A 19,584-nucleotide genomic window follows, 5' to 3' on the forward strand; every position below is an offset into this window, starting at 1 on the left:
AATTAGAGGTTTTCTTGATTGAAGTGTTATCCATAATAGCTTTTTATACTTAATTTTATACAATAAAATGAAAAATATTTTTATGTTTACATAACTAAGTTGTTAAGAGTAACGTTTCAGTAAGTGATTTTCTTCAACGAAAAGTGAACTTTTTATCGGAATAGAATAATGATATTGTTGAAGGAACCCTGTTCTCGTCCAAATAATCCTCATTTTTCTTCGGGTCCTTGTAGTAAGCGGCCTGGGTGGAGTGTTGAGGTTCTTGAAAATGCATTGCTTGGGCGTTCGCATCGCGCCCAAATGAGCAAATTAAAACTTGCTGAAGTTATTAGTTTAACTCGTGATATCCTTAAAGTTCCTTCTGATTATCGTGTTGGTATTGTTCCTGCCTCGGATACAGGTGCTGTTGAAATGGCTCTATGGTCTTTATTGGGGGAACGAGGTGTTGACATGGTGGCTTGGGAAAGCTTTGGTTCAGGTTGGATTACCGATGTTGTTGAGCAATTAAAACTTTCTGATGTGCGTCGGTTGGAAGCACCTTATGGTGAATTGCCAGACTTAACACAAATTGATTTTGATCGTGATGTTGTATTCACGTGGAATGGGACCACTTCAGGTGTGCGTGTTCCTAATGCACATTTCATTCCAAAGAAGCGTAAAGGATTAACAATTTGTGACGCAACATCAGCAGTTTTTGCACAAGATCTTGATTTTTCAAAATTAGATGTTGTTACTTTTTCATGGCAAAAAGTTTTAGGTGGTGAAGCGGCTCATGGTATGTTGATTTTAAGTCCTCGTGCTGTTAGACGGCTTGAGCATTACGTTCCAGCTTGGCCTTTGCCTAAAATTTTTCGCATGATAAAAGACGGAAAGTTAAACGAAGGTATTTTTAATGGTGAGACGATTAATACACCTTCTTTGTTGTGCGTTGAGGATTATCTTGATGCATTAAAGTGGGCAAAGTCTTTAGGTGGTTTGCAAGCGTTAATAATGCGCGCTGATGAAAACTTTGCTGTTCTTGATAGTTTTGTCCGTAGAACACTTTGGTTAGAACATTTAGCAAAGGTTCCTCAGACACGTTCTAATACATCTGTTTGTTTAACAATTGTGGATCCAATTATTGCTGATCTGAATATTGAAAAGAAGAGGTCTTTTATAGAAGCAATTGTGACCCGTCTTGAAAGAGCTAGTGTTGCTTATGATATTGGTGCTTATCGGGACGCTCCTCCAGGGTTTCGGATTTGGACTGGTGCAACAATTGAAACTTCTGATCTTAAGTTATTAACAGCTTGGCTTGAATGGGCATTTCAAGTTGAAAAAGCTCATCTTTAAGTAACCTTTATTGTTTTCATAATTCTATTTTTTCAGAAAATAAAATAAAAAGGCTTATGTGATACTTTGTGTATTTACATCAGATAAATTATACAAACCATTTATTGTTGAGGTTTTAAGGGTCCGAATGTACACATTAGTTATTCGCTATATATTGGAAAGATCAGAAAAAATGAGCTAAAAGTTGGTACTTATGGTGTGATTTATCTTGATTGTCGAGGAATTTGTGGCTTAATAATATACGATCGGCAAAAGGTTGAAATGAAAAGTCGCGCTTTTTATAGGGTTTCGCTATAAGAAGCTCCTTATTTTGGAATGCTGACGTTGTTTCACCAAACACGACGGAGAAAATTATGGCCAATGTAGTAGTGGTCGGCACACAATGGGGTGATGAAGGCAAAGGTAAAATTGTAGATTGGTTGTCAGAACGTGCTGATATTATTGTCCGATATCAAGGAGGGCATAATGCAGGTCATACATTGGTTATTGATGGGGTGAATTATAAATTATCACTTTTACCATCAGGTTTGATTCGTGGAAAGTTGTCAATTATCGGTAATGGTGTTGTGGTTGATCCCCACCATTTTGTTATGGAATTAAAAAAGTTGTGCTCTCAGGGTGTGAAGATTACACCAGAAATTTTGCGCATTGCTGAAAATGCTCCTTTAATTCTTTCTATACACCGTGATCTTGATACGGTGAGAGAAAATAATATTTCAAGTTTGTCAATTGGCACGACAAAGCGTGGTATTGGTCCTGCTTATGAAGATAAAGTAGGCCGTCGATCTATCCGTGTGATGGATTTGGCTGAAGCTGATACACTTATGGCTAAGATCGAACGGCTTTTGGAACATCATAATGCTTTACGCCGTGGTATGGGAATTGCAGAGATTAATTCACAAACGCTATATGATGAATTAATGCAGGTGGCAGATAAAATTATACCCTTTATGGATTGTACGTGGCGTCTTTTAAATGAGAACTGTCAAATGGGAAAGCGCATTCTTTTTGAAGGTGCACAAGGTGCGTCGTTAGATAATGACTTTGGAACTTATCCTTATGTGACATCGTCTAACACAATTTCTGGGCAAGCCGCTGTGGGTTCAGGTATGGGGCCTGGTTCAATCCATTATGTTTTAGGTATTACAAAGGCTTATACAACGCGTGTGGGAGAGGGACCATTCCCAACAGAGCAGATAAATGACGTTGGTGAATTTCTTGGGATGCATGGGAATGAATTTGGTGTCGTGACTGGTCGAAAACGTCGATGCGGTTGGTTTGATGCTGTTTTAGTACGCCAGACGGTAGGTATTTGCGGCATTCATGGTATTGCACTGACAAAGCTCGACGTTCTGGATGGTTTAGACGAAATTAAAATTTGTGTGGGGTATGAACTTGATGGAAAAAAAATTGATTATTTACCATCTTCTGTGGAAGCACAAGTTTATGTGAAGCCAATTTATGAAACATTAAAGGGCTGGAAGGAAACGACAGCATGTGCAAAAAGCTGGGCGGAATTACCGGTGCAGGCTATAAAATATATACGCTATATTGAGGAATTGATAGGTGTACCCGTAGCTTTATTGTCAACTGGCCCTGAGCGTAAAAATACAATCCTTATGACTGATCCTTTCGCAGATTAATTGTTGTTTATAAGTTTCAATATTGGCTTTAATCCTATATGTTTTCTATTTTGTAGCGAGAGTAAAGATTCATATATGCGAAAAAGGATGTAAATTAATATTTTTTATGCGTTTTAAAACTGCTACACTATCTTGTGCCAATGTAAATTATAATCAATTTGAAAGATTCAGGAAAAGAAACTGCAAACAGTTTAAGCTTTTGTGAACTAAAATTTTTTCTTAAATTTGAGAAAGACTATATAAAATATGGTAGATTTCGTTGGGATTTTAAAAAAGAAAATTGATGCACAAAATAATATTACACCACAATTACGCGAGCGGATTTATAAACAAGCCTTTGAAATATTAGAGAATAAATTTTTAGAAATAAAAATGCCAAAAAAAATGGCAGATGCACAAAGACAAGCTTTGCAAAGTGCTATTATGACCATTGAAGAGGAATATTTAACTGCTGAAAAAGAGTTGCTTTCTTCGGTTATGGGGTGGGATCTTATAGGTAAAGATAACAATAACGAAAATATACAAGAGTCTATACTGTCGCAAAATAATGATGCATCAGCTATAGTTACAAAAAGAGAAAAAGGACAACAATTATCTGTTAGTGGTAGAAATAGTAAAAAGACACTTGATAAGCTTTCTGTAGAATCAAATATCTCAAATGGAGAGCATGCCTATATTGATACTTCTTTGGCTCCTTGCTCGCGTAAAGTACATTCGAACATTAAAAAAAGTGCTCTTAAAAGTGCGGCTTTACAAACAGATACTTCTCATGTTGTTTCACATATTTTTGCTCAGGCTCTTCGGCGTGCTAATAGGTCAATTATAAAAAAGCGTATCTTAATAGGTATTGCTATCTTTATCGGTTTTTTTATTTTATTGATCGGTGTTTTTTTTGTTGGTGAATATATGTTTGCATCATACAATAATCAAATACAAGAGGCAAATATTCAAGCTTCTAATGGATCACAAAAAGACGGCCAAATTAGTCAAAAATTGACACAACGTCTATTGGAAGATGGGAGTGAAGTTGATACTAGTTCAATTGAAAAAACAGAGTTTCTGAGTGAGGAAGAGACATCAACAATTGTTGCTGCCGATTCGGAAGCAATTGAACATCCAGGTGAAGCTATATTCTATAAAACACGTACAGATCATGCTTCAGAAAAAGTGGTAACAGGTAATGCTTGGTGGTCACTTATAAAAGAAGTTTCTGTTAAAAATGCACCAGAAGAATTAGCTATACGAGGTGATATAAACATTCCAAGTGAGGGGTTATTATTACAGTTAACTTTGCGCCGTAATATCGACCCGTCTTTCCCTACTGCTTATATTATGGATCTTGTTTTTATGACTACTGATAAATTTTCAGGTCAAGCAATACACGATATTAAAGAGTTAACCTTTAAGGAAAGTAAACAATCAATTGGTCAGCCTTTAAAAAGAACTTCTGTAGCTAAGATTGATGATGATTTTTTTCTTTTTGCATTAAGTAACAGTCATCCATTTCTTGACCAAAACTTACAAATAATTCGCAAATTAGATTGGATCCATTTGGTGATAAGTGACAAAAACGGCCATATGAGTGAGTTAGCTTTTGAAAAGGGGCCAACAGGTAAGGCTATTTTTAATGAAGTTATTGAAAAATGGCTTACACAAACAGCTAAACAAACAATTTTTGATTAGAAAATAATGTATTAAAATGAAAAAGGTAAAAATAGGCTCTTTAAAAGAACTAAAACCCTATAAACCAACCTTTTAATAGGTTAGTTTATAGGGTGTGATTGGGTTATCTCTCTACCTTAATTCCGATTCACTTCAGAAATACGCAAAAAGCGCTGTTGTTGTACTTTTTTCTGGGATAGAATAGCTGCTTTAATAGAATTTCGTACTTTTTCAAATGCACGCATTTCGATTTGTCTTACACGCTCTCGACTGATGTTAAATGTATTTGAGAGTTCTTCAAGTGTCAGCGATTCATCACTTAACCGGCGTGCTTTAAATATATGCTTTTCGCGCTCATTAAGGTTATCTATAGCGTGTATTAACATAGAGCGGCGATTTTCTAATTCGTCTTGTTCAATCAAAATTTGTTCTTGGCTATTTGAATCATCAACTAACCAATCTTGCCATTCGGTTTTCTCACCTTCTTTTGTGTGAAGAGGTGCGTTGAGTGAAGTATCGCCGCTAAGTCGATGATTCATGGATACGACTTCATCTTCCGTGACATTTAATCGGATTGCGATCTCTTTAATTTGTTCTGCATTGAGATCACCATTATCAAGAGCTTGAAGTTTATTTTTTAATTTACGAAGATTGAAGAACAAACGCTTTTGGTTAGCAGTTGTTCCCATCTTTACTAAACTCCAAGAACGTAAAACATATTCTTGGATTGATGCTTTAATCCACCACATCGCATAAGTTGCAAGGCGAAATCCACGTTCTGGTTCAAAACGCTTAACAGCTTGCATAAGTCCAATATTACCTTCTGAAATAACTTCTCCAATAGGTAAGCCATAACCTCGATATCCTATTGCAATTTTAGCTACGAGACGTAAATGACTAGTGACTAGTTTATGCGCAGCTTTTGGATCATTATGTTCACGATATCTCTTAGCTAGCATATACTCTTCTTTTGGCTTAAGCATTGGAAAACGGCGTATTTCTTCTAAGTAACGATTTAAGCCTCCATCACCTGCTATGATTGATGGTAAATTTACATGGGCCATATAGCACCCTCCTTTCATATGAATTCCCTAATGAGGCGAATTCTATTTTCAAGTACTATATAAGTATTTCTTTCTTTTTTCCATCACTATAATTTTTAATTTTGTTCGAAAATGGGTATTTTGTTGTTAAAATCATTGAGATGGTTAAAAGTTCCAATTAAGTTTTTTAAAATGATTGATAAGTTCAGCCATATCTTGAGGGAGAGGTGAGAAAAAAGACATAATTTCACCTTTAGTGGGATGTTCAAAAGTAAGGCTAGCTGCATGAAGTGCTTGCCGGTTGAATTGGTCGATAACGTTTTTAATTACTGAATTAAGTGTGTTTGCTTTTGTTTTAAAGGCATTTCCGTAAACTGTGTCACCTATAAGTGGATGTCCAATATAGGCCATATGAACACGGATTTGATGTGTGCGTCCAGTTTCCAGACGACATTCTAGAAGGCTGGCGAAGGGTTTTGCATCTGTACAGGTTTTATATTTTTCAAGTAAAGAAAAATGCGTAATAGCACGGCGGGCATGAACATTTTGGTTACGGACAACAGTTTGCTTTATTCGGTTATGGGGGGAACGGCCAAGGGGCACATCAATTGTTCCAATATTGCGACGTGGAGCATTCCAAATTAAAGCATGGTAGCGCCGATCTAATGCGCAAGTACGCCCATGGTCAGAAAATTGGGCACTGAGACTTTTATGAGCAAAGTCATTTTTAGCGACAACCATCACTCCGCTTGTATTTTTGTCAAGACGATGGACAATACCAGGACGTTTAACACCACCAATGCCAGATAAACTATCACCACAATGGTGAATAAGGGCATTAACCAATGTTCCAGTCCAATTTCCATTACCAGGATGGACAACAAGACCAGCTGGTTTATTGATAACAATGACGTGGTCATCTTCAAAGAGGATGTCGAGAATAATAGCTTCACCTTCAAGATGTATGTTCTTGAGAGGAGGTATTATCAATTCAATCGTCTGGTTAGGTTGCAATTTTGTTTTTGGTTCTTTTATTAATTGTCCATCAACTTTCAGATAGCCTTCACGGATCAGATTTTGCAAACGTGAACGCGATAGCTCATTATGATATTTTTTAGCAAGCCATTGATCAATACGTTGTCCAAAAGCACTCTCATCTGTTATTTGTTGTATCACTATGCGGTCCTGTTTTTGAAGTTTTTTTATGAGATTCTTTTACCAGTACGAAATTGCTTTGGTATCCAGAAATTCTTCAATTCCCCATCTTCCGCCTTCACGGGCACGTCCGGAAAATTTTACTCCTCCAAAATAACTACCATTTGGTAAGTTATGTCCATTAATTTCCACCATGCCAGAGCGCAATTGTACAGCGATACGCCGACATTTAGCTTGGTCTTGCGATTGTATATAGTTTGTGAGTCCATATTCTGTATCATTGGCCAAGGCTACAGCTTCATCTTCTGTATTAAAGGGAAGGATCGAAAGGACTGGACCAAATATTTCTTCTCGGAAAATGCGCATGTCAGATTTAACATCGGCAAAAACTGTTGGACGTACATAATAACCGCGTGTCATTCCTATGGGCAAACCAATTCCACCTGCGATAAGAGTTGCACCTTCATCAATTCCAGATTGAATAAGGGCTTGGATTTTATCATATTGCTGTTTTGAGACTACAGGGCCAATATGATCTCCTGTTTTGTGGTTTGAGGCTATCATGGTTGTTTCAGCAATGTGCTGTGCTGTTTTTACAGCTTCATCATAGATTGAATGTTCCACAAGCATGCGCGTTGGTGCGTTGCAGCTTTGCCCACTGTTGTAAAAACAATGCCGTACACCACGTTGAATAGCATCTGTATCAGCATCAGCAAAGATGATATTGGCTCCTTTACCTCCAAGTTCTAGACAGACTCGCTTTAAAGTATCACTAGCGTTTTTAGAAATCATTTTTCCTACTTTGGTTGAGCCGGTAAAACTGATCATTGCTACATCTGGATGAGAAGATAGATAAGAACCTACGTTATCTCCATCACCGTTGATGAGATTAAAAACGCCTGCAGGTAGAGCAGCTTCATCTAAAATTTCAGCGAAAAGCATGGCAGAAAGAGGAGCAATTTCAGAGGGTTTTAAAACCATAGTGCAGCCAGCCAATAATGCTGGGATGACTTTAAGGGTTATTTGGTGTATGGGCCAATTCCATGGAGTGATCAACCCTACGACACCGATAGAATCATATTGGAGGATTGCATTGTTATTTCCTTTTATTAAAGCTTTTTGGAATAAAAATTCTTCAAAAGCTTTGATGAAATCGCGAATATTATCACTACCAGCTGCAGTTTGCGCATTGCGTGCCATGTCGATAGGCGCACCCATTTCCATTGAAATGGCTTTAGCCATATCTTCAGAGCGTTTTTCATAGATTTTTAAAATTTTTTTAACAAAACAAAGACGTTGATTCGGTGTGGTTATTTTCCAATTTTGAAAGGCCTTTTTAGCGGCTACAATCGCTTTATCTGTATCTTGGATACTACCAATGCTGATAATAGCGCAAGCTTCTTCTGTTGAGGGATCAATAACATACAGATCATTGGGAATACTTGGATCATTCCAGAGGCCGTTAATATAAAATTTTCGTTTATTTAACATTGGCTTGTTTCCTATTTTTTCATTTTTAAATTGTATACTACTAGAACTTTTTATAACAAGCGTATTTTGCTTGAGTGCATGTAAACGTTGATTGTTATATCACAAGCATGCACTAAACATATTGAGGTGGTGGGGTTTTTCCAAATTGAAAAAAGGTAATAATTATTTTTATATAATTTTATAATAGTGTTTACATTAATAGAGCAGTTATTTGACGTGTTGTTCATCAAGCATATCTATGAAAACTGTTTCAGTATTGAAAGCTTATAAAGAAATAAAATCAAGACCTTGCTTATTAGATGGATTTCTAAAAGTTTTAGATACATTTGAATTTTTCTTGATAAAAATACAATTAATGATGCTTATTTTCATTTAAAATTGGTTGATGACAAAAGGTTATTAACCTTCATAGTGTATCGTTTGTGCATTCTTTAAAAAAATCATTCTCGTTACTATAATTTTGTTGGATATTATGCGTAATTTAAAAACTATATCTATGTCTACGTCTTGTTTGGTTGATAAGAATGCAGCAGATGCATTAGAACAAAACTCATCTGGCAGTTTTGATAAGATGTTTTCTTATCCGACAGTGTGGGAAAAAGCGTTTACTCTTGAACAGAATGTGCGTTTCACTCGAACTCCAGAAGTTGAAATTTTGCGTCGTCGTATAGAAGAAAATCCGGTTTTTGCAAAACGATTTAAAGCTTTTACAAAGCAAGAAATGCAAAAATTAACGGATGTTACAGACTTGAAAGTACAACCTCAATTGACAGAAGAGGTGTTTCATTCTCAATCACTTGAAAATAAAGTATCACTTTATTGTTCAACAACTCTTGGACAATCGGTACAACAGGCTGTTAGTACACCAATCGAAAAAAATACAGTTGAACGTACCTTGCAGGTAGAGAGCGTAGCACAAGAAACAAAGCCTGTTTCTTATCTTTCTGATAATGCATTTTTTGAGTGTGAGCCCTTTTTACTAGAGAAAGTCAGTGTTAAAATTTCACAAGAAGAAGATGCATCTGTTAGTTTAGAAAATAATAAAGCTTTGCTGGGAAAAACTTCTTTTTTTGATGAATCAGTTTCTACTTTTTATCGTGTGCTTGAATGCCATTTCCCGCAATCTTGTAATATGATTGTGCCAGAAGTTTCAGAAAATGATGTTCAGGGTAATGAGAGGATTTCTGATTTAGATCATACTAATGACGAAATTGTTAAAGAGGTTCAAATCCAGAGCACTGAGCCTGTTTTCGGAGAAAATGAACAAATTGAAAAGGTTCAAGAACTGTCTATTGTTGAAACACCTGATTGTGAGACACGCGGTGTGATAGATATAGACACTACAGTAGGCGATGATCCCCATAATATTGCTAACTGTATGACAACCAATGTGACAAAAAGTGTGGAAGATCTTTCTGTAACGAAAGCAGTAGGAAGCACAATGGAAACCACTGATATGTCATTTCGCAACCATACCTCTGCTTTTATACCAAGCTCCCAATCTGTTGACAGTGGTACTTATGAATTACCTCCGATTGAATTATTACAAGAGCCTATTTTTCAAGATGATACATCGATTTCTCAAGAAACATTGGAGCGTAGTTCTGGACTTTTAGAAAGCGTTTTGGAAGATTTTGGTATTAAGGGTGAAATTATTCATGTTCGCTCAGGACCGGTGGTAACAATGTATGAGTTTGAGCCCGCTGCTGGGGTGAAATCATCGCGAGTTATAGGTCTTTCTGATGATATTGCTCGTTCTATGTCTGCCATGTCTGCACGTGTTGCTGTGATTCCTGGGCGTAATGTTATTGGAATTGAATTACCAAATGCAGTACGTGAAACTGTTTATTTGCGTGAATTAGTTCAGTCAAGCACTTTTCGTGATAGTGAATTTAAATTAGCTCTTGCTTTGGGGAAGGGAATTAACGGTGATCCTGTAATTGCAGAATTAGCAAAAATGCCTCACTTATTGATTGCAGGCACGACAGGGTCAGGTAAATCTGTTGCTATTAATACAATGATTTTATCGATCCTTTATCGAATGACGCCAGAGCAATGCCGTTTAATTATGGTTGACCCTAAAATGTTGGAGCTTTCTATTTATGATGGTATTCCTCATCTTTTAACACCTGTAGTAACTGATCCAAAGAAAGCTGTAACAGCTTTAAAATGGGCTGTTCGTGAAATGGAAGAACGTTACCGCAAAATGGCGAAATTAGGTGTACGTAATATTGATGGTTTTAATGCACGGGTTACGCTTGCGGTCGAAAAAGGTGAGACAATTATGTGCACCGTTCAGTCCGGCTTTGATAGGGAAAGTGGTGAAATACTTTATCGTGAAGAAGAGATGGATTTAACACAATTGCCTTATATTGTTATTATTGTCGATGAAATGGCTGATCTCATGATGGTTGCTGGTAAAGAGATTGAGGGCGTTATTCAACGTTTAGCACAAATGGCGCGCGCTGCAGGCATTCATCTTATTATGGCAACACAACGTCCTTCTGTTGACGTGATTACTGGCACGATTAAGGCGAATTTTCCTACACGTATTTCTTTTCAGATAACTTCAAAAATTGATAGTCGTACAATTTTGGGGGAACAAGGCGCTGAAACACTTTTAGGTCAGGGAGATATGCTTCATATGGTTGGTGGTGGACGCATTGAGCGTGTTCACGGGCCTTTTGTCTCTGATGAAGAAGTTGAATCTGTGGTTGCATATCTTAAAGTACAAGGAAAACCTGATTATTTAGCAACAGTAACAGATAGTGAACACGATGATGATAAAATGGAAGATGCTCATTCTGTTGCTGAAATTATTGCAGCGGGAAGTTCTAATGAAGACAGTGAAGAGCTTTATATGCAAGCTGTTAAGATTGTAATGCGTGATAAAAAATGTTCAACATCCTATATCCAACGCCGACTTGCAATTGGTTATAATAAAGCTGCTTCTCTTGTTGAAAGAATGGAAAAAGAAGGTATTGTTGGAGCTGCCAATCATGTGGGAAAACGTGAGATTTTACTCAATGGGCGCAATGATCAAGATTGTTTTTAAGAATACATAACGGCGGTAATTAAAAAAACTAAAAACTTTATTTCATAAGGGCGGACATTATTTCCGCTCTTATTTTTTTGCTGCGAAATATTAAAAAGAATTTATAGAGAAAGACAAAAGTAAAAATGCTATCTTATATTTAAAATTATTGGCAAGTAGTGCAGGTAAATAGAAAAGAGGTTAAAAATGTCTTTAGCATTTTTAGATTATCTAAAATGTAAAGAAATTAAACAAGCCTTTCTAAAAGGAAAGATAGCTTTTGTCTTATCCTTCGATGGTAGAAATATTCTTTGGTTAAATGGTGCTGCAGCGTGTTTTTTTGGTTTTTCTTCTGTTGCAGATGCAATTAAACAGCAATTTTTCTTTGATGAAGAACTGCGTCGCCAAATATTAAATAATGTTCAATATACACGTTCTATTACGTTGTGTGGTTTTAAACGCTGTACTGATTTTTCTGTAGCTTCTATTGATATTACTGGTCTAGGTAAAGCATTTTTACTTGAAGCTTTGCTAGAAGAAAATGTTTCTCTTATTACTGGTTTGGATGAAGCAACGATGTCTGCTGCAATCATTGATCAACATGCAACTGTGTTGGAAGCTTCTTCTCATTTTAATTTTATTGATGAAACAGTTAAAATTCTACTCCAAACGATTGATGATGATATGCCAGTGAAAACTGTTTTACCTATAGCAGGTGTTAATACACAAGTTGGTGTGATCCGCTTAGGAGTAAAGCCGACGAGTTTTTTAGTATTATATGCACAATTGGATGGAGATGAATTGGATAGAGATCAAGGATCTTTTAGTTTTAAGCCACATCTTTTACCACGGCGTTTTACCTGGAAAATGGATGCAAATGGCTATTTTTTTGAGGTTTCAAAAGAGTTAGCTGAAACTGTCGGTCCTATATCTTCCCATATTATAGGATCTAATTGTCATAAACTTGCTGATCAATTTAATGATGAAGGATATCGGTCATTAAGTAGTTTTATTGAAGCTGCTATACCTTGGAAAGAACAGAAAGTTCAGTGGCCTATTGACGATTGTCTAGAACGGGTTGATGTTGAGTTGTCCGCTGTTCCAGTTTTTGATACCAACCGTCAGCTTAAGGGATTCCATGGTTTTGGGATTTTAAAAGCACAAGAAAAAATACAAGATAAAAGTGATAAAAAGCCGAATATAAAAACATCTGGTCTTTCAGAGATAGAGCGCTCAGCTTTTCATGAAATTGCAGAACGGTTGCGTGGTGAATTACATTTGTCTTTAGGACATGAGAATACAGCTAAGGAAACGCCAGTCCAGTTGCCATGTACACAAATATTACCGGTAGATGTCATAAAACAAGCTTTAATAAAGGAACCTGAAGTAATGTTATCATTGTTGGATACAGTAACTGATGGCGTTTTGTGGCTTGATGGACAGGGCTGTGTTCAGTTTGCTAGTGACGCTGCTTTGGCATTGATTGGCTATGAAATGGATGAGTTACTGGCACAGCAGTTATCATCACTATTTACTTTTCAAAGCCGAGATTTGATTGAAGAATATTTTAAATTGATCCGTATGGAGGGAAAAAATCAAGTCTTTAATCGTGGTGAGATAGCTGATTTGATAACAAAAAATCACGAGAATATAAAGGTTTCTATGACGATTGTACCTTTGACTCTACAAAACAATTATGCCGTTATGTTGCGTGATATGACAGGGATGACTTTATCACCTTTAGATAAAATATCAGAAGAAAATAAAATGATTGAAGTTGTTCATGAAATGCGAACACCTTTGAATGCTCTTATTGGTTTTGCAGAAATTATGAAGGATGGCCGTTTTGGTTTAATAGAAAATGAGCGTTATCGTAGATATCTACGTGATATTGTCTCATCTGGAAAACATATATTATCTTTGGTTAATCAATTATTAGAGTACTCTAAAGCAAATTATTCTAGTTCAAATGGCACAATTGATGCGCCTATTATAACTCAAAAATTTGATGTAACAGCTTGTTTGCGTTCCAGTATAGCTTTTCTTGAAACGCATGCGAATCATAATGGTATTATTATACGTATTGTTGCACCGGCACGTGTGCCATTTATTGGTGTATCACAACAGATATTTCAACAGATTATATGGAATCTTCTTTCCAATGCTATCCGTTTTACGCCTTCAGGTGGACAAATTGTTATTCATGTTTCCTATGGAAAAAAAGAGCGAGTAAAGATTTCAATTAGTGATAATGGTTTGGGGATGAGTGATGAAGAGGTTGTGCAAGCTATGCAACCTTATGGTCAGGTAGAGCGCAAGGATGGCCGATGTGGAGACAACATATTTGTCGGAACTGGTTTAGGACTTCCAATATGTAAAACAATGGTGGAAAAGGTTGGTGGTCAGTTTCTGTTGTTTTCAAAACCCAATCGTGGAACAACTGTGGAGATGTTTTTTCCTGTTTTGTGTGAATGAGAAATTATGGAATGGATTTATTTTGTATTGGCCAATAAATCTCTGATTTCTGTCAAAAGTTGTTCTTCAAGAGACATTTCTTTTAACTTTCCCACTTTTTCTTTTTGCCGGTGCATTTTATTTAAGCCTTTGACAAACAAAAAAGGATCCATGCAATAATCAAAAAATTGATAAAAAGTGTTATAAAGTTTCCATAGGAAATGGTCGCACTCACCTCTTTTGCAGCGCTTAATGTGGCTTTTTTCTCGCCGGCGAGCTGAATAAACATATTAAAAAAGTCAATGCCGCTTGTAATAAAGCCCGATGATTGGCATAAAAATGTCGTTAACAATTGAATTAATCAAGCCACTAAAAGCACTACCTATAATCACACCAATAACGAGATCAATCATATTTCCTTTTAAGGCAAATTCTTTGAATTCTTTAAGCATTGCATTTCCCTCCTCGTGTATATGATGTACAGCAATTTACTATCGCTTTTGGTAAAAAAAGAAAGAGGGAGAAGCTTATTTTCTTGAAAAATTACATTTCAAATATCAGCATTTTTTTCTCATAGTATTGCGATGTATAAAAAGTGCTAATTAATGCCTCATTATATGATAGTGCGTTTTTAAGGTTCAGATGAATGAAAAGCTTCTTGGTAAAAGGCTGTATATCCTCTTCTTTTCAATGATAAAGTGAGAAAATATATTTGATTGATGAAATCATTGCAGGAGTTTTATGAAAAAATTTTGGAGAAGAAGACGTGTTTACGAAACCACATTTTTCTTTTTTAAGCGATTGGTCAACTTTTTAATTATGTGAGTAGGTTGCTGAAAGGAAGTAGGGAAGCATTTTCGAAATAAGAATAATCATTTTACCAGTCGATATTTTTAAATAAGCTTGATTAGTTATTTCTTCTCGTTATGTGCGTTAATTTCTTTATTTGTATAATATGTTTTTATTAGTGGTTTTTTATTTTGAAAAGTTTAAATGAGATGAAAAGGATGGTTTTCATTTTATGGAGAGAGATTTTGTGAGTTTTTTTCATTGTATTGGGCGTTCTTTTTTATTTATGTTGGATCCGGAACGTGCGCATCGTTTAGCTATTGCTGGGTTAAAAATGGGATTGAGTGGGTATCAAGAAATTCTTGATGAGCGTTTGTGTGTAACTGTTGCAGGCCTTAAGTTTAAGAATTTTGTTGGTCTTGCCGCAGGTTTTGATAAAAACGCAGAGGTTATAGATGCTGTTTTAGGCTTAGGATTTGGTTTTACTGAGATTGGTACAGTTACACCAAAACCGCAAATGGGAAATCCCAAGCCACGACTCTTCCGTTTGGTAGAAGATGAAGCTATTATTAATAGAATGGGTTTTAATAATGACGGACATCAGGCTGTTTACAAAAGGATTTGCACACGTAAGCAGGGTAGTATTGTAGGGATCAATATTGGTGCTAATAAAGATACCGTCGATAAGATTGACGATTATATTGCCGGTGTTACTTGTTTTTATGGTGTAGCTGATTATTTCACGATTAATGTTTCTTCACCTAATACACCAGGTTTGCGTGATTTGCAGACACGTAGTCATTTGAGTCTTTTAATGAAGGCTGTTTCCCAAGCGCGCAATGAAAAAAAGGAAAAACATGGTGTCTCTGTTCCGATTTTTTTAAAAATTGCGCCCGATTTAACGGAGCAAGAATTAGACGATATAGCTGAGGAAATGAAACTATCTGATTTTGATGGTTTAATTGTTTCCAATACCACTCTTTCACGTCAAGGCCTTAAGAATAGTGCATTGATTGGCGAGGAGGGAGGGTTATCAGGACGTCCACTGTTTGAGCACTCCACCATTATACTTGCAAAAATGCGTAAAAGATTGGGTAAAGATATTGCAATCATTGGTGTTGGTGGTGTACGTGATGCACAAACAGCTTTGGAAAAAATCAAAGCCGGAGCAGATTTAGTTCAGCTCTATAGCGGAATGGTTTATGAGGGGCCAGAACTTGCCGTAACTATTACGAGAGATGTTTTGCAGATTATGCAGCAAGATGGTATTGATACTATAAAAGCTTATCGCGATTATAGTGTTGATAATTGGGCAAAACGTGCACTTCTTTTGTCGTGAGGTTGTTGTATTTTCACAAAAAAATATAAGATTCTTTTTAAGGGGCTTGCAAACTCTCTTGATCTTCCGTATGTCACACAGACAGAAGATAAATATTTTTTAGGCGGTTGTAGCTCAGTTGGTTAGAGCGCTGGTTTGTGGCACCAGAGGTCGTAGGTTCAAATCCCACCAACCGTACCATTTTTCCAACATATTTTAAAACAATGAAGAGCTTGAAAAAATCGCGAAGCGCATTTTATCTTGATAAAGATTGTGATGTTTTGTAAAACAGGTTAAATTTATGCAGTTTTTACACGGTGTTTATGCATAAAGTGATGCCATAACAAAAAGGGGAAGCTTTAATTGTTTTTTGAGTTTGTGTGTTATAGCTGTGAAAAATAGCGAGCCAATGAAACGCAAAGGTTATAAGCCTGTTTCTGATTTTCTAAAAAATTTGCGTGGTGTAAATAATTGGGAACAAGTTTCGCAATGGCTTTCATTCCGGGATGTGGAAGATATTGAGTGTATTACACCTGATCAGGCGGGGGTAGCGCGTGGCAAGATGATGCTTTCTAAAAAATTCACATCAGAAACATCTTTAGCATTGCCTTCAGCAGTTTTTATGACAACAATTTCAGGGTCTTATCCTGAAGATGGAAATGGTTTTGAATATCCGAAAACAGATGGTGATTTACGTCTTGAGCCTGATCTTTCTACACTGAGTATTGTGCCATGGGAAGATGCACCTACAGCGCAGGTGATTTGTGATCTTGTATATCAAAATGGGCAGGCTGTTGATTATACACCACGTAATGTTCTGCGGACAGTAATTGATTTTTATACTCAAATGGGATTGAAACCGATTGTTTCACCAGAAATTGAGTTTTATTTAGTGGAAAAGAATCCTGATCCTGATTACCCTTTGGTACCTCCAGTTGGTCGTTCTGGGCGTTCGATTGGTGGTGGGCAAGGCTACTCGATTGCGGGTGTTAATGAGTTTGATGAGCTGATTGACGATATTTATCAATTTTCAGAGGCACAAGGATTGGAAATTGATACTCTCATTCATGAGGAAGGAGCAGGTCAGTTTGAAATTAATTTACGTCATGGTGATCCTGTTGAACTAGCTGATCAGGTTTTTATGTTTAAACGAACGATTCGTGAAGCAGCACTTAAACATAATATGTATGCAACTTTTATGGCCAAACCTATTCAGGGGCAACCGGGGTCTGCCATGCATATTCACCAATCTGTTATAGATCAAAAAACTGGAGACAATATTTTTACAGAGAAAGATGGTGGGGAAAGTGTACGTTTTCGCCACTTTATTGGTGGTTTGCAAAAGCATATGGCTGGAGTATTTGTTATGCTTGCTCCTTATGTTAATTCTTATCGGCGCCTTATGCCGTGTTTCTCAGCGCCGGTTAATTTGCGGTGGGGATATGATAATCGTACTACAGCGTTTCGTGTGCCACGTTCAGTTCCACAGGGACGACGCGTTGAGAATAGACTTCCTTCATCGGATGCTAATCCTTATTTAGCGCTTGCTGCTTCTTTAGCGTGTGGTCTCATTGGTTTGCAGAACAAACTTGAACCAGATGAGCCGGCAGAAAAAACTGTAAATGCTGATAACATTGAATTACCGCGTGGATTAATTGAGGCGGTCAATTTATTTGAACAAGATGAAGCATTACGTACTATTTTAGGAGATGCATTTGTAAGTACTTATGCCGCTATCAAACGACAAGAGTTTGAAACTTTTATGCAAGTGATTAGCCCGTGGGAGCGTGAATATCTCCTGCTTAATGTTTAAATATTCTCATTATGATTAATTCTCATCAAATTTTTCCAGGAGTTTCTTGGTATGAAGATACTTTGGAAGATCGCCCTTCTTATCCGTTGTTTGTGGGTGAAGAGACACAATGCGATGTAGTTATTGTTGGAGGTGGATTTACAGGGCTTTCAGCTGCTTATCATTTAGCTAAGGCTGGAATGAGTGTTGTTTTGTTTGAAGCTTCATGTTTTGGCGATGGTGCTTCGGGGCGCAATGGTGGGCAATTGGGAACAGGTCAACGACAATGGGTAGAAACGCTAGAAAGCAAGTATGGTTTTGAACAAAGTAAAATATTATTTGATTTAGCTGAAGAAGCCAAGAGGGATATTTTATCTTGGTGTGCCATGCCTGATTGTAATATCGACTTTATAGCAGGCCAACTTTCCGTTACCCATAAAAAACGTGAGATAAGAGCTTATCAGCAGCATGTTGAGGCTATGCAGCGTTATGGTTATCGTGGTCTTACTTTTATGGATAAGGCTGAAACAGATGAACGGCTTGGCTCGTCTTTTTATCATGGCGGTATCCGTGATGTAGATACTGGCCATATTAATCCATTAAAGTTAATTGTTTGGTTGGCAAAAAAAGCAAAGAAAGTTGGCGCTAAACTTTATGAGAAGACTCAAGTGAAAGCGATAGAGCGTAGTAATAACCAGTGCGTAGTGGTGACAGAACGAGGCAATATAAAGGCTGAGAGTGTATTATTGGCGACCAATGCATATAATCTTGGGCTTCAGGATTTTGTGCAGAAACATATTTTTTCTATTCGCTCCTATATTGGAGCAACTGAACCATTATCAAAGTGTAGTCAGATTCTTTCTGGAAGAGAAGCGGTAGATGATTCCCGTTTTATGGTTCGTTATTTTCGAAAAAGTATCGACAATCGTTTATTATTTGGTGGGGTAGAAAGTTATAGTAACCAGTATCCGGTTGATTTAGATGAGCGTATACGTCGGCAAATTGTTGAAATTTATCCACACCTTCACTCTATAAATTTGACCCATCGTTGGGGAGCAACAGTAGCAATTACATTTGAACGCATGCCTTATGTTCGCCAACTTATGCCGGGTGTTACTTATTGTGGAGGATATTCAGGGCACGGGGTTATGCTTGCTCCCTTTATAGGAAAATTATATGCTGAATGGGTATCTGGAAAACATGAACGTTTTAAGTATTTTCAGGATTTAAAGATTTCATCCTTTCCGGGTGGTAAGATTTTTCGTTATCCTCTTATATTTTTAGCAATGAACTGGTTTTCTTTGATGGATCGTTTTTAACCAGTTATTATTTAGAATGAAGAAAATTAATGGCTTGTTTAATATCTGTCTATTGTAATGGTAGAGGTCTTTTGTAAATTTTGTAAGCTTGTATAACTGAGCGGAAAATGGATAAGTCCATGGTTAGTAAAATTATTCTAATATATTTTTCTGATTGTGTTTAGTGGTAATGGTGATTTGACGGAACGGAAACTATTCTTATTTTTTGTTAGGTAGTTTAGTGAGCCAACGGTTGTATTATAAAAGTTTTAAGTTTTCTGTTGAGCAATGAAAGGTGTTGCAATTTTTCATTCTTTTTCTTGAAAAGCATATTTGTTACACAGTTTTTAATCAAACTAAATTTGATCATTTTTTATGTATTTGTCCTTTATATTTCTACTAAAATTATGTTGAATTGAGAGGACAGAAAGATTTTGCTCTGTTGTTATCGAAAGATACGGTTGATATTTGAACTTTTTATTTGGTAGTTAGTTTATCGCTTTTTGGTATCTCGTAAATTAGATTGGGATAAGAACGGTTTAGTAACGCAGCTACACGTGAGTTTTTATTTGT

The 19,584-nt window shown here is 36.6% G+C and carries 11 protein-coding genes, 1 tRNA gene and 1 pseudogene; 9 read left to right on the forward strand and 4 right to left on the reverse strand.

All coding sequences use genetic code 11. From position 1 onward, the window contains the following. The first annotated feature begins 168 nt into the window (after window positions 1-168). The 3 genes from BWD162_RS00570 (at window position 169) to BWD162_RS00580 (ending at window position 4,658) form a co-directional block, all read left to right on the forward strand. Window positions 169-1,332 (forward strand): phosphoserine transaminase, encoded by a 1,164-nt coding sequence (locus BWD162_RS00570; RefSeq protein ID WP_078704988.1) that lies wholly within the window; start codon window positions 169-171, stop codon window positions 1,330-1,332. A 353-nt stretch (window positions 1,333-1,685) separates the two neighbouring features. Further along, window positions 1,686-2,975 (forward strand): adenylosuccinate synthase, encoded by a 1,290-nt coding sequence (locus tag BWD162_RS00575; protein ID WP_078704989.1) that lies wholly within the window; start codon window positions 1,686-1,688, stop codon window positions 2,973-2,975. A gap of 246 nt (window positions 2,976-3,221) precedes the next feature. Next, on the forward strand, window positions 3,222-4,658 hold the full coding sequence (locus tag BWD162_RS00580; RefSeq protein WP_078704990.1) for a hypothetical protein: 1,437 nt from the start codon (window positions 3,222-3,224) through the stop codon (window positions 4,656-4,658). A 116-nt stretch (window positions 4,659-4,774) separates the two neighbouring features. On the opposite strand, the gene rpoH is transcribed toward BWD162_RS00580, so the two are convergent. From rpoH to BWD162_RS00595, 3 genes are all read right to left on the reverse strand, one after another. Continuing rightward, window positions 4,775-5,701, reverse strand: a complete 927-nt coding sequence (gene rpoH / locus BWD162_RS00585) for an RNA polymerase sigma factor RpoH (protein ID WP_078704991.1) — start codon at window positions 5,699-5,701, stop codon at window positions 4,775-4,777. A 144-nt stretch (window positions 5,702-5,845) separates the two neighbouring features. Next, window positions 5,846-6,859 carry an RluA family pseudouridine synthase gene (locus BWD162_RS00590; protein WP_078704992.1) on the reverse strand — a complete coding sequence of 338 codons (1,014 nt, stop codon included), beginning with the start codon at window positions 6,857-6,859 and terminating at the stop codon, window positions 5,846-5,848. A gap of 36 nt (window positions 6,860-6,895) precedes the next feature. Further along, window positions 6,896-8,326 carry an aldehyde dehydrogenase family protein gene (locus BWD162_RS00595; protein ID WP_078704993.1) on the reverse strand — a complete coding sequence of 477 codons (1,431 nt, stop codon included), beginning with the start codon at window positions 8,324-8,326 and terminating at the stop codon, window positions 6,896-6,898. A 472-nt stretch (window positions 8,327-8,798) separates the two neighbouring features. Here BWD162_RS00595 and BWD162_RS00600 point away from each other — a divergent pair, with 472 nt between their 5' ends. Both BWD162_RS00600 and BWD162_RS00605 read left to right on the forward strand, forming a co-directional pair. After that, complete coding sequence (locus tag BWD162_RS00600; protein WP_078704994.1) at window positions 8,799-11,381, forward strand: DNA translocase FtsK; 2,583 nt, start codon at window positions 8,799-8,801, stop codon at window positions 11,379-11,381. A gap of 186 nt (window positions 11,382-11,567) precedes the next feature. Further along, complete coding sequence (locus BWD162_RS00605) at window positions 11,568-13,835, forward strand: PAS domain-containing sensor histidine kinase (protein WP_078704995.1); 2,268 nt, start codon at window positions 11,568-11,570, stop codon at window positions 13,833-13,835. A 17-nt stretch (window positions 13,836-13,852) separates the two neighbouring features. On the opposite strand, the pseudogene mscL reads toward BWD162_RS00605, so the two are convergent. Next, window positions 13,853-14,266 (reverse strand): annotated as a pseudogene (mscL, locus tag BWD162_RS00610) (large conductance mechanosensitive channel protein MscL). Window positions 14,267-14,850: 584 nt separating this feature from the next. Between mscL and BWD162_RS00615 the strand changes: the two are divergent. The 4 genes from BWD162_RS00615 to BWD162_RS00630 all read left to right on the forward strand — a co-directional run bounded on the left by BWD162_RS00615 (window position 14,851) and on the right by BWD162_RS00630 (window position 19,032). Next, window positions 14,851-15,942 (forward strand): quinone-dependent dihydroorotate dehydrogenase, encoded by a 1,092-nt coding sequence (locus BWD162_RS00615; RefSeq protein ID WP_078706099.1) that lies wholly within the window; start codon window positions 14,851-14,853, stop codon window positions 15,940-15,942. Window positions 15,943-16,045: 103 nt separating this feature from the next. Beyond that, window positions 16,046-16,122: transfer RNA gene (locus tag BWD162_RS00620), tRNA-His, on the forward strand. Window positions 16,123-16,306: 184 nt separating this feature from the next. Continuing rightward, window positions 16,307-17,734: a glutamine synthetase family protein gene (locus tag BWD162_RS00625; protein ID WP_078706100.1), complete on the forward strand. Its 1,428-nt coding sequence runs from the start codon at window positions 16,307-16,309 to the stop codon at window positions 17,732-17,734. An 11-nt stretch (window positions 17,735-17,745) separates the two neighbouring features. Next, window positions 17,746-19,032, forward strand: a complete 1,287-nt coding sequence (locus BWD162_RS00630; RefSeq protein ID WP_078704996.1) for an NAD(P)/FAD-dependent oxidoreductase — start codon at window positions 17,746-17,748, stop codon at window positions 19,030-19,032. Window positions 19,033-19,584 lie beyond the last annotated feature (552 nt).

The organism is Bartonella sp. WD16.2, from assembly GCF_002022505.1.
In the GTDB taxonomy this organism is placed as follows: Bacteria; Pseudomonadota; Alphaproteobacteria; order Rhizobiales; family Rhizobiaceae; genus Bartonella.

Bases quoted from the DNA above. Each gene is read 5' to 3' on its own strand.
- BWD162_RS00570 (WP_078704988.1), top strand. From the start codon at position 169: ATGATATTGTTGAAGGAACCCTGTTCTCGTCCAAATAATCCTCATTTT.
- BWD162_RS00575 (WP_078704989.1), top strand. From the start codon at position 1,686: ATGGCCAATGTAGTAGTGGTCGGCACACAATGGGGTGATGAAGGCAAA.
- BWD162_RS00580 (WP_078704990.1), top strand. From the start codon at position 3,222: ATGGTAGATTTCGTTGGGATTTTAAAAAAGAAAATTGATGCACAAAAT.
- rpoH (WP_078704991.1), bottom strand. From the start codon at position 5,701: ATGGCCCATGTAAATTTACCATCAATCATAGCAGGTGATGGAGGCTTA.
- BWD162_RS00595 (WP_078704993.1), bottom strand. From the start codon at position 8,326: ATGTTAAATAAACGAAAATTTTATATTAACGGCCTCTGGAATGATCCA.
- BWD162_RS00600 (WP_078704994.1), top strand. From the start codon at position 8,799: ATGCGTAATTTAAAAACTATATCTATGTCTACGTCTTGTTTGGTTGAT.
- BWD162_RS00605 (WP_078704995.1), top strand. From the start codon at position 11,568: ATGTCTTTAGCATTTTTAGATTATCTAAAATGTAAAGAAATTAAACAA.
- BWD162_RS00630 (WP_078704996.1), top strand. From the start codon at position 17,746: ATGATTAATTCTCATCAAATTTTTCCAGGAGTTTCTTGGTATGAAGAT.